This is a genomic window from Thalassotalea piscium, from assembly GCF_030295935.1.
Lineage (GTDB): Bacteria > Pseudomonadota > Gammaproteobacteria > Enterobacterales > Alteromonadaceae > Thalassotalea_B > Thalassotalea_B piscium.
Genome location: NZ_AP027362.1, coordinates 2,494,422 through 2,504,967 on the forward strand (window position 1 = coordinate 2,494,422; position 10,546 = coordinate 2,504,967).

Sequence of the window (10,546 nt, forward strand, 5' to 3'; positions counted from 1 at the left end):
TATAGGTAAAAAAATGAATACATTATTTAGCAAAAAAATATTAGCAATACTAATTAGTGGACTTTTTTTAGGTGGGACATTAAGCGGTGAAGTGTATGCTCTACAAGTAAATACAATTGACCCTGTAACAGCAAAACCCAAAGAACATAAACACTCGGAAAGTGAAGAAAATCATGTAGAAGAAGGCCATCAGGAAAATGAAGGCAACCATTCTGAAAAAGACACAGAACATGACGAACATGGTCACGACCAAGAGAGCAAAAATAAAGAAACTGAAGAGGAACATGAAGAAGGTATTACTCTAAGCCCTCAAAAAATGTCACTAGCCAATATTAAAGTTCAAAGCATAAGACCTGATTATCAATTCAGTACAATCTATGCGCCCGGAGAGGTCAAAGTAGATGGTTATAGCAGCTATGTCGTTTCTCCCCGTACCGAGTCAGTGATAATAAGCAGACATACTGCACTCGGTGAACACGTAGAAAAAGGACAAAAGCTGGTCACCCTATTTAGTGAAGCAATGGCTCAAGCTCAAGCTGACTACTTGATTGCGTCAACTGAATGGCAGCGAGTAAAGAAATTAGGCAACAAAACAGTAAGTGAAAGTCGTTTACTTCAGGCTCAAACCACATTTAACGCTACATACGGAAAACTTATCGCACTAGGGTTAACTGAAAAAGCGATAAAAGACATATCAAATAAAGACATAACTTCGTTTGGCCAATATTCGCTAGTAGCTCAGCGAGAAGGAGTAGTTTTACAAGATGACTTCACCCAAGGCCAACGAGTCGATGCGGGTGATACTATCATGCTTTTGGCAGATGAAAATAAGCTGTGGGTGGAAGCTAAAGTATCACCCAACAAAAAGCTCAATCTATCAATCAACTCTCCGGCAATAGTTAAATTAGAAGGAGAGGATTATAAGGCAAAAGTTATTCAGGAAGCCCACACGATTGATCCCATCACTAGAACTCGAATCATTCGCCTAAGTGTTAATAATGCAGATGACAATCTCCATTCAGGCATGTTTGTTAAAGTATATTTTCAATTTGCCACTGAACAAAAAGTTATGGCCGTTCCAGAAGAAGCGCTAATTAGAAGTGCGGACGGAGATTGGACCGTATTTGTTGAGGATCATCCCGGTGAATTCAAAGCGACAGAGGTTGAGTTAGGTCGTTCTCTAGGTAATTTCAGAGAAATATTTGGTTTAGAAAGTGGTACTCGTGTGGTCACTCAAGGAGCGTTTTTTGTTGCTTCTGAAATAGCTAAAGGCGGATTTGATCCGCATAACCATTAAGGAGAGCCGCTATGTTTAATAAAATTATAGATTGGTCTGTAAACAACCGACTCCTTATTTTGATTGCCTTATTTGCCACTATTGTTGGCGCAATAATGGTGATCCCAAAACTGAACTTGGATGCTTTCCCTGATGTGACTAATGTTCAAGTCGCGGTTAATACAGAAGCGCCGGGGCTTGCCGCAGAAGAAGTAGAACAACTCATCACTTATCCGATTGAAGCGGTCATGTATGCGTTACCTGATGTTGAACAAGTACGTTCAATTTCCAAAACGGGGCTGTCTGGCGTTACTGTCGTTTTTAAAGAAGGGACTGATATCTATTTTGCACGGCAGCTCGTCTTTGAACGGCTTCAAGCTGCAAAAGAGTTGATACCTGACGGTGTAGGTACGCCTGAAATGGGACCAAATACGTCTGGGTTAGGTCAAGTATTTCAATACTTGCTCGTGTCAGATAAAGACGCAGGATATGACTCAATGGCGCTCAGAAGCCTCAATGATTGGATAATCAAATTGCTAATTATGCCAGTTGATGGTGTCACAGATGTCTTATCTTTCGGAGGTAATGTTAGGCAATATCAAGTGAACATAGCTCCCTCTAAGCTCCTTGCATATGGATTGTCGCAAGAAGATATCGTTAATGCACTGGATAGTAACAATGCCAACGTTGGCGGTTGGTATATGAACCGAGGACAAGAGCAGCTTGTTATTCGAGGAACGGGTTGGTTCGAAAGTGGTGAAGCAGGCATTAGCAACATTAAGCAAGTACCTGTAAAAACCGTAGATGGTACTGTTGTGACGGTTTCTGATGTCGCCAAAGTTGAACTAGGTAGTGAAATTCGACAAGGTGCGGTCACTATGACCCGTAAAACGTCCGAAGGAAAAGTTGAAAACCTAGGTGAAGTTGTATCAGGCATTGTACTCAAGCGTATGGGTTCCAATACAAAAGCAACCATTGATGGTATTAATGCACGAATTCCACTAATCAATCAGGCATTACCTAAAGGTGTTCGATTCGAACCCTTCTATGATCAAGCTGATTTAATCGAACAAGCTGTCAGTACTGTAGTCAATGCACTAGCACTTGCCTTTATCTTTATTTGTATCGTGCTTGCCCTGTTCTTAATGAATTTAAGAGCAACGTTTCTTGTTCTTATTTCCATTCCAATATCGGTAGGTATTGCATTAATGATCATGGCTTGGTGGGGAATTTCTGCCAATCTTATGTCACTAGGTGGCATTGCCGTAGCTATTGGTATGCTTGTGGACGGCTCAGTGGTCATGGTTGAAAATATGTTTAAACATTTAAACCACCCTGATTCAACACACCAACAAAGTGTAGAAGCACGTGTTCCTAGTGATGATACTGATCCCTTTGCAATAGAAAAAGATGATCATGGTATCGAGTTGCGGCTAAAACAAGCAGGCAAAGAAGTGGCTCGCCCAGTATTTTTTGCTGCTTCTGTCATTTTAGTCGTGTTCTTGCCTTTGTTTAGCTTTGAAGGCGTCGAAGCAAAATTATTCCAGCCAATGGCAATTAGTATTATTTTAGCCATCATTTCAGCTATTGTTGTTGCCTTGTTTATCGTACCAGCACTCGCCACTTTCATGTTCAAAAAAGGCATAAAAGAAAGAGAAAGCTTTGTCGTTAAACCTTTAGATAAGCTATATAAAAAGGGGCTTAAGTTTGCACTTAAACGTACCAAGTTAATTGTTGTTACCTCGCTAATTATGGTTGCTTCGGCTTTTTCAATTATACCTTACATAGGTACTGAATTCGTTCCAGAGCTAGAAGAAGGAACAATTAACTTAAGAGCAACTCTTGCTCCTTCTTCTAGTTTAGATACTGCATTGATGGTTTCACCTATATTAGAAGAAAAGTTGATGGCATTTCCTGAAGTTACTTATGCGCTAAGCCGTATCGGGCGACCTGATATTGGCGGCGATCCTGAACCAGTTAATAACATCGAGATTTATATCGGACTTAAACCTGTATCCGAGTGGACCAGTGCTTCAAACCGTTATGAACTGCAAAACAAAATGGAACAATCGCTTGAAGAGTTTCCGGGACTTTTACTGAACTTTTCTCAACCAATTGCCACCCGTGTAGATGAGTTACTATCTGGTGTAAAAGCACAACTAGCGATAAAGCTGTTTGGGCCAGACCTCAATCAATTGGCAGTTAAAGGGCAAGAAATAGAATCGGCAATTAAAGAAGTTGAAGGCGCTAGAGATGTTGCGCTTGAACAAATAGCTGGTGAAGCTCAATTAGTTGTAAAGCCAAACAGACAAGAGCTTTCACGTTTTGGCCTATCGGTCGGTGATATAATGGAAGTGGTACGAGATGGTATAGGTGGAGTTGAAGCAGGACAAATTATTAATGGCAATGAGCGGTATGATATTTATGTTCGTATCGAACAAGAATATCGAAATAATAAAGAAGCTATTTCCGATATTCGCATTCAGTCACCTACAGGTGCTTGGGTTCGTCTTAGTGATGTTGCAACAATCTTCTTTGAGTCAGGTCCTCCGCAAGTGAGAAGAGATGATGTGCAACGACGTGTTGTTATCCAAGCCAACGTACAGAATCGAGATATGGGCAGTGTTGTTGCCGATATCAGACAAGTAATCGCCGAGAAAGTCGATTTACCTGCTGGCTACTCTGTTGCCATCGGTGGTCAATTTGAAAGTCAACAACGAGCACAACAACGGTTAGCTATAGTGGTTCCTCTATCTTTAACCCTAATTGCTCTTTTGCTTTACTTCGCATTTGGCTCAGTTGGTCAAGCAATGTTGATTTTAGTTAATGTCCCATTAGCTGTTATCGGCGGTGTTTTCTCCTTATATTTGTCTGGGCAATACTTGTCCGTGCCAAGCTCCGTTGGCTTCATTACACTATTTGGTGTTGCCGTGTTAAATGGTGTGGTTATGGTTGAAAGTATTAACCAGCGTATTCAAGATGGTTTGGAAACTACTAATGCAATATTTGACGGGGCTACTTCCCGGTTAAGACCTGTGCTAATGACCGCAATCACCTCAGCGTTAGGGCTAATTCCGATGTTAATGTCTAATGGGGTTGGCGCGGAAATTCAACGCCCCCTAGCAAGCGTTATTGTTGGTGGGTTAATTACAGCAACATTACTCACGTTATTTGTTGTACCAAGCCTATATCAGTTATTTTCTAAAGGAAAATTAAAAGAGATTAGGTCTTAGCAACTCGATATAGCCCCATTCATCCTTTGCGCGGGGCTATTCAAAAGGTCATATAGAAACGTTCTACACGCAGATTAAAAGTACCTTGAAGGTCTCTTAATGGCACAAAGCACACATTTGTTCTAACTCACAATTGTCCATTGGCGAGTTAACTTCTGACTCGCTCCTGCCCCTTAACGAGTAAATGCAAATACTTTAAGGGAAACTTCTAGAGCGAGAAACAGACAGTGACCGTTAAGCTTTTAATGACAGTAATTAGCTTGTTTATAGCAGCAGAGCAGAGATTCTAAAGCTTCCGTTTTCACCTGAAACTAGCTCATTCACAACTAAAATTATGACTACAACTTTTGCATTGCGTTAGATATCGCCCCCCCCCAAAGCAGACATTAGAATCATTTAATTTTGAATAAATATAAGATTAAGTCGAAGGCACAATCGCCCCCTACCGAGATAGAACTAATCTTCACTCTTGCCGAGCTTATGAGCTAAATCAATCCTCAAAATTAATAAAATTAATAAAATTAATAAAATTAATAAAATTAATAAAATTAATAAAATTAATAAAATTAAGTATAAATTCAGCTAATCTTAAGTTTAATAGTTTAAGTTAAATAATATTTATTTGTTAGGTAATCCAAACGTTGAAAGTTTTAATTATAGAAGACTCAACCTCGCTAAGAAGAAGTTTAAGGGTTGGCCTATCCAACCTTGGTTTCACCGTTGACGACACTGGTGATGGTTCTGAGGGGCTAAGTATGGCGTTAGCAGGTAATTATTCATTGCTGATACTCGACCTTATGCTTCCTACCCTTAGCGGTACTGCTATCTTAAAGGCAATTCGTCAAGCAAATAAAGATATTAGGGTATTAATATTATCTGCTAAAGATCTAACCGAAGATAAAGTGGACGGCTTACTTAATGGCGCTGATGATTATTTAACTAAACCTTTTTCTTTTGATGAACTTCATGTTCGTTTGCTGTGCCTAATGCGACGCGGCAGTTTAAACGTTAATGATAGTAGTATAAATATTGGTGCTATTTCATTAGACCTTCATTTAAAACAGCTAAAGTGCGGAGGGACTGACGCTAATTTAACACCGAATGAATATAAAGTTGTTGAGTGCCTTTTTTCTAATCAAGGTAAAGTTATCTCACCAGAAAAGCTTAGCGAATATTTAGCGGGGCAATATGATGCTGTAGCTAAAAATTCTATCGAAGCACATTTATCGTCAGCGAGAAAAAAAGTGAAAGCACTGGGGTTCGATTTGCCCATTAAAACTAAACGCGGGTTTGGTTATTTCGTAGAGAGTGATTTGTGAATTCTATTAAAAAGAAGCTCAGCCGCTATTTATCAATTTCGATATCAATACTCTTGGTTTCTATTCTGCTAGCAACAGATATAAGCGTTGACACGTGGATCAGTAGTGAATTTGATCGTGCAATGACTAACAAAGCTAGTTTGCTCGAAACGTTGGTCGAAGAAGACGAGCAAGAGGTTGATTTTGATTTTGCGGGTGAGTTTATGCCTGAGTTTGAAGGTAAAGAAAATCCTGAATATTATCAGCTTTGGCACAAAAATAAGGTATTTGAAAAATCTGACACTTTAGCGCTTTTTGAAGTCAATGAACTACCCAGACTAACGGTTAACCTTGGGGAGTCTAAGTTTAAAAATATTACTCTGCCAGATGGACGCAGTGGTAGGATGATTTGATCTTCCCCAAATAATGTAGACATCTTTTATTTAGAAAATGAAGTATGATGAGAGATGTTATGAGTAATAATAAATACCCACAAGAATTCAAAGATGAAGCTGTTCGCCAAGTGGTTGATAAAGGCTTTTCCGTCCCTGACGTTGCTAAACGATTGGGTATTTCAGATAAATCACTTTACTACTGGGTGAGTAAAGCCAAAACGCCACCCGCTAAATCGGCCGAGCAAGAAGAAATACGCAAACTTAAAGCAGAGCTTAAGCGTGTTACTGAGGAACGCAACATTTTAAAGGAAGCCGCCGTGTACTTTGCAAGCGAGTCAAAGAAAGGTACACGTTCATAAAGTCACGACTCGATGTTTATCGTGTTAAAGCTATGTGTCAGGCACTTAACGTTCATCGTAGCGGTTTCTATGCGTGGTTGAAGCAACCAATATCAAACCGTGAGCTTGATAATCAACGACTACTTGAGCATATCAAAGCAAGCTATGTTGAAAGTGGTGGTGTTTATGGTAGCCCACGTATTACGCATGAGCTACGCCGTCAGGGTGAAAGCTGTAGTGAAAATCGAGTTGCTCGCTTAATGAAACAAGCTAAGCTCAAAGCAAGTATTGGCTACAAACGTCGCTACTTTAAGTCATCCGTACCAGCATTGATTGCTGATAACCATTTACAGCAACAGTTTGTTGTATGTGAGCCTGATACTGCTTGGGTAGCAGATATCACCTATATAAAAACCTATGAGGGCTGGCTATATCTTGCTGTTGTCCTCGACTTGTTCTCACGCAAAATCATTGGTTGGTCGATGCAGCCCAACATGTCTAAAGATATTGTTATCAAAGCACTGCTAATGGCCGTTTGGCGTCGAAATCCTAAGCAAGAAGTTATTGTTCATAGTGATCAAGGTAGCCAATATGCAAGCTGTGATTATCGAGAATTTTTATCTGCAAATAATTTAGTTCCTAGCATGAGTCGAAGAGGCCATTGCTTAGATAACGCTGTTGCTGAGAGCTTTTTTCACTCACTTAAGACTGAGCGAGTTAAACGAAAAGTGTACGAAAACCGCAATGAAGCACGGGCTGACTTGTTTGATTACATTGAAATGTTCTACAATCGAAAACGATTGCATAGCCACCTTGGTCATGTGTCACCTGATGAGTATGAAAACCAGTTTCTAACTGGAAGCTAGAGGTCTACAAAATCGGGGGAAGATCAACTCTCCCGCAAAATGCAAATGATACAGGAATAGAAATACTAGAAAATTATTGTAGTAATTTAATTGAACCGCTAACAGAGCATATCAACGCGGCACAAAAATTGATAAATATAGCAAAAGAATATGATAGCAATGTCACCAACACTTGGATTCAAACATTAGACGCATGCCAACAGGCAGTCCAACCTTATGAAGTGCCAGAAGATAATCAAATAAATATTAGTCTAAATGATTGTATGGAGTGGGCAGAACTTCTTTGTGTAGCATTAAATCAATTACATATTTTAAAAAATGAATGTGTTAGCTCGTTAAGCTAGGCGTAATTTTAGACTGAGTCCACCCCATTGATAACTCAATATATATGCCGTTCAACCTAACAACTAATTTAGACCGTTTTGAGTTGTGAATTCGTAGTGTGAAGCAGAAATTCGGAAAGACCACTACTGGAACTGGAATTCCTAGATTTTACTAGACATGCTTTTGTTGCTAAACGAATGTTCGAACTGACCCGCATTGAGTCCAACCTCATCACCTCGCATTCGCTGTCTAAGCGTTTTTGGGGCCTTTAACTGCTAGTGCTAAGCTTAATACCATGCTTGGTTGCAAATGCTTTTAGCTTTTTTTCATACCGAAGCATCTCTTTTTCGTGACGGCAAAAGAATCGAACGACCTCATCTTCATCATCATAGATAGCACGAATATCATTCTCGCCAGCATCTATCGAATAACTGCCATTGCCTAAGTGATACGCTGCTCGTCCGTCGACAAAGTTCTCGATAGTAAACGTCGATAATAATGACTCAACTTCATTAGGAGCTATTGGTTGAAAGACAGTGTGGCAATAAGGCATATCTCTAATTCTTGAATTGCTGAAGTTTAAGTATAGCAAATGACAAACTTGGAAGATCTATAAATTTCATTTAATGTTGATAGCAATTAATCATAAATATCACACGCATTCTGACAAAATATGAAAAGAAAATTGATACGTCTGCGTAAAAAGCACTTAACTGCATTTTTCAAAAATCAGCAGAATATTACTCGCGCTAATAGTAAAACTGTTACTTTGGAATCTATCGCTAAAGTAAAAATAATAGGTCAACAGTATTATCATCACAGAGTTAGCCAACTTCAAAAATTGAACACACGTCAACTTAAAAAATATAGAAAAAGACAAATGAATTCTGGGCTTACTGGCAGTAAATACGGTGCTATTTGTAAAATACAGTTAAAACCAGCTTCGGCAGTTTTTAAAAAACGCTAGTTGACTAATTTTGAGTTACAAACTCTCTGATCAATTGTTCAGTATCTAGTTTCTGATTATCTTTACATACTGCAATTACTCTCTCTACCTGAATAGGATTTATTGATAGGCCGTCAATACGATTGTTAGCAATAGCCTCTCGGACATTTTTGATCATGATGCGCTGATTAAGTGATAATTGATCATTACATAACTGTATATTTTGTTCTGATTGATGAGTATCTACTTTGCTCATTATTTGCCTGTTCAAATAGTTTTTAAATACATGCTTCATTTTTAGAAGCTAAAATGCAAACTTGCAACGAATTGGTACTAAAACGCTTCAATTCGTACTGAATTAAACTCATACTTCCAAATCATATATCTAATCAATAGCTAATAGACTTCTATACTCCTCAAATGAAAACCTATCAGTCATTCCGCTAACGTAGTCAATCAGTAGGCGCGATCTGTAATACATTTCTATAATTTTATCTTCATCAGTTACGACTGCTGCATCGTGTAGCCTTTTTACGCTATCACAATAATAGCGCTTATGTTTATTAGATAATAAATGGTACAACCTAGTCTCTATAGGAAAAGATTTTAAAGATTCGCTTTTTGAAAGAGATTTAAAGTTTTCATAATCTAATTTGAGAAGTGGTGTATATATATCAAGTAACCCTGATATGATAGCATGTCCTTGCAATTCTGATCTTTCTACCTCCTTGGCAGAAAACACATACTTAAAAGCAACACCCTTTAACACTTCTGTTGCCAAATTATATTCGTCATTACCATCTAATAAAGATTCATCAAGTGTTCCATTGAAAACTGATTCATGATTGGAAATGTATCGTTCAGAAGCATAATTGGCTAGATCATTTACTAAGTTAGTTCTTAAAGTAAGTATATAAGAATGGTTCTTATTATGAGATTCCGATTCATATCTTGCATATGCCTTTTGCGCAAGGTTAGGAAGATAACGTTTTTCAACTACCTCGTTATCTACTTCATCATCATCTAAGTAAGATTCCCAAATACTAACGATAGCTTGATGAAGTTGGTCTACGTCCAAAATACCTTTATCCAAAGCATCGTCTAAATCCGCAATACAGTATGATATGTCATCCGCTGCTTCCATTATGTAAGTAAGTGGAAATCTATTTCCTGATTCAATGCCTAAACTACTTTGTAGTTTATTAACGTATTCTTCTTCAGAATAATAATAGCCGGGTTTTTTCTTTCTATATTTATACGATTCAGTTTTTCCTGTCGGCCTCTGCTCATAGGCAGGTCTAGTATATTTAATTAAACAAGCTACTTGAGTAAATGACAAGTTCAAGTCCTGCAAGCTATGTAAAATTCGAATGGCTTGGGCATTACCTTCAAAGCAAAGTAAGTCTTTTAGTAGTTTACTATCCTTAACTTTATCCCCGAATTTTTCTGTAAAGATATTTAACAATGACGTTCCTGACCACATGTTGATAGCTTCTTCACCAAAATGCCCAAAGGCTGGGTTTCCAACATCATGAAGTAAACATGCTATTTCTATTGCGCTGGTAAATCCGTCTTTTTTATCTTCTAACCCTAATTCTCTTAACTTACCATCATTATCAAGTTTTTTTAATACAAGCTTAGCTATATACCTACCAACTTGTTGTACTTCTAACGAGTGAGTTAAACGACTTCTTACTGCCGCATTCGATTCTAAAGGAAACACTTGAGTTTTTTGTTGAAGCCTTCTTACCGCAGCAGAGTTGATTGAACGGCCCCGGTCTGATTCCATTTCCTCATCGAATGTTTTTTTCGGAGCTGTTGATGCACGAAAGCGTTCATGTTTTAGCTTTTCGTTATAATCCATACTGCT

Annotated in this window: 10 protein-coding genes; 7 read left to right on the plus strand and 3 right to left on the minus strand. The window is 38.4% G+C overall.

The features are described 5' to 3' along the window. The first annotated feature begins 13 nt into the window (after positions 1-13). The 6 genes from QUD79_RS10890 to QUD79_RS10915 all read left to right on the plus strand — a co-directional run bounded on the left by QUD79_RS10890 (position 14) and on the right by QUD79_RS10915 (position 7,750). Positions 14-1,297: an efflux RND transporter periplasmic adaptor subunit gene (locus QUD79_RS10890; protein WP_184424877.1), complete on the plus strand. Its 1,284-nt coding sequence runs from the start codon at positions 14-16 to the stop codon at positions 1,295-1,297. Positions 1,298-1,308: 11 nt separating this feature from the next. Continuing rightward, on the plus strand, positions 1,309-4,509 hold the full coding sequence (locus tag QUD79_RS10895) for an efflux RND transporter permease subunit (protein WP_184424875.1): 3,201 nt from the start codon (positions 1,309-1,311) through the stop codon (positions 4,507-4,509). A 641-nt stretch (positions 4,510-5,150) separates the two neighbouring features. Next, complete coding sequence (locus tag QUD79_RS10900; RefSeq protein ID WP_184424873.1) at positions 5,151-5,828, plus strand: response regulator transcription factor; 678 nt, start codon at positions 5,151-5,153, stop codon at positions 5,826-5,828. After that, complete coding sequence (locus QUD79_RS10905) at positions 5,825-6,220, plus strand: hypothetical protein (RefSeq protein ID WP_246454992.1); 396 nt, start codon at positions 5,825-5,827, stop codon at positions 6,218-6,220. Before QUD79_RS10900 ends, QUD79_RS10905 begins: the two co-directional genes overlap by 4 nt. 59 nt (positions 6,221-6,279) lie before the next feature. After that, positions 6,280-7,406, plus strand: a protein-coding gene (locus QUD79_RS10910; RefSeq protein ID WP_184424871.1) for an IS3 family transposase whose coding sequence is annotated in 2 segments (ribosomal slippage) — positions 6,280-6,496 and positions 6,496-7,406 — 1,128 coding nt in all. Because the reading frame shifts where the segments join, the coding sequence is not laid out codon by codon here. 128 nt (positions 7,407-7,534) lie between these two features. Then, positions 7,535-7,750, plus strand: a complete 216-nt coding sequence (locus QUD79_RS10915) for a hypothetical protein (protein ID WP_184424869.1) — start codon at positions 7,535-7,537, stop codon at positions 7,748-7,750. A gap of 248 nt (positions 7,751-7,998) precedes the next feature. Here the strand turns inward: QUD79_RS10915 and QUD79_RS10920 are convergent, their stop codons facing one another. Continuing rightward, entirely contained in the window at positions 7,999-8,322 is a 324-nt protein-coding gene (locus QUD79_RS10920; RefSeq protein WP_286288114.1) for a hypothetical protein, read from the minus strand. 81 nt (positions 8,323-8,403) lie between these two features. Between QUD79_RS10920 and QUD79_RS10925 the strand changes: the two genes are divergently transcribed. Beyond that, positions 8,404-8,697 (plus strand): hypothetical protein, encoded by a 294-nt coding sequence (locus QUD79_RS10925; protein ID WP_184424865.1) that lies wholly within the window; start codon positions 8,404-8,406, stop codon positions 8,695-8,697. Between the two features lie 4 nt (positions 8,698-8,701). On the opposite strand, the gene QUD79_RS10930 is transcribed toward QUD79_RS10925, so the two are convergent. Then, a complete protein-coding gene (locus QUD79_RS10930; protein ID WP_184424863.1) occupies positions 8,702-8,932 on the minus strand; it encodes a hypothetical protein in 231 nt (76 codons plus the stop codon). 129 nt (positions 8,933-9,061) lie between these two features. Continuing rightward, positions 9,062-10,540: a dGTPase gene (gene dgt, locus QUD79_RS10935; protein WP_184424861.1), complete on the minus strand. Its 1,479-nt coding sequence runs from the start codon at positions 10,538-10,540 to the stop codon at positions 9,062-9,064. Positions 10,541-10,546: the final 6 nt, after the last annotated feature.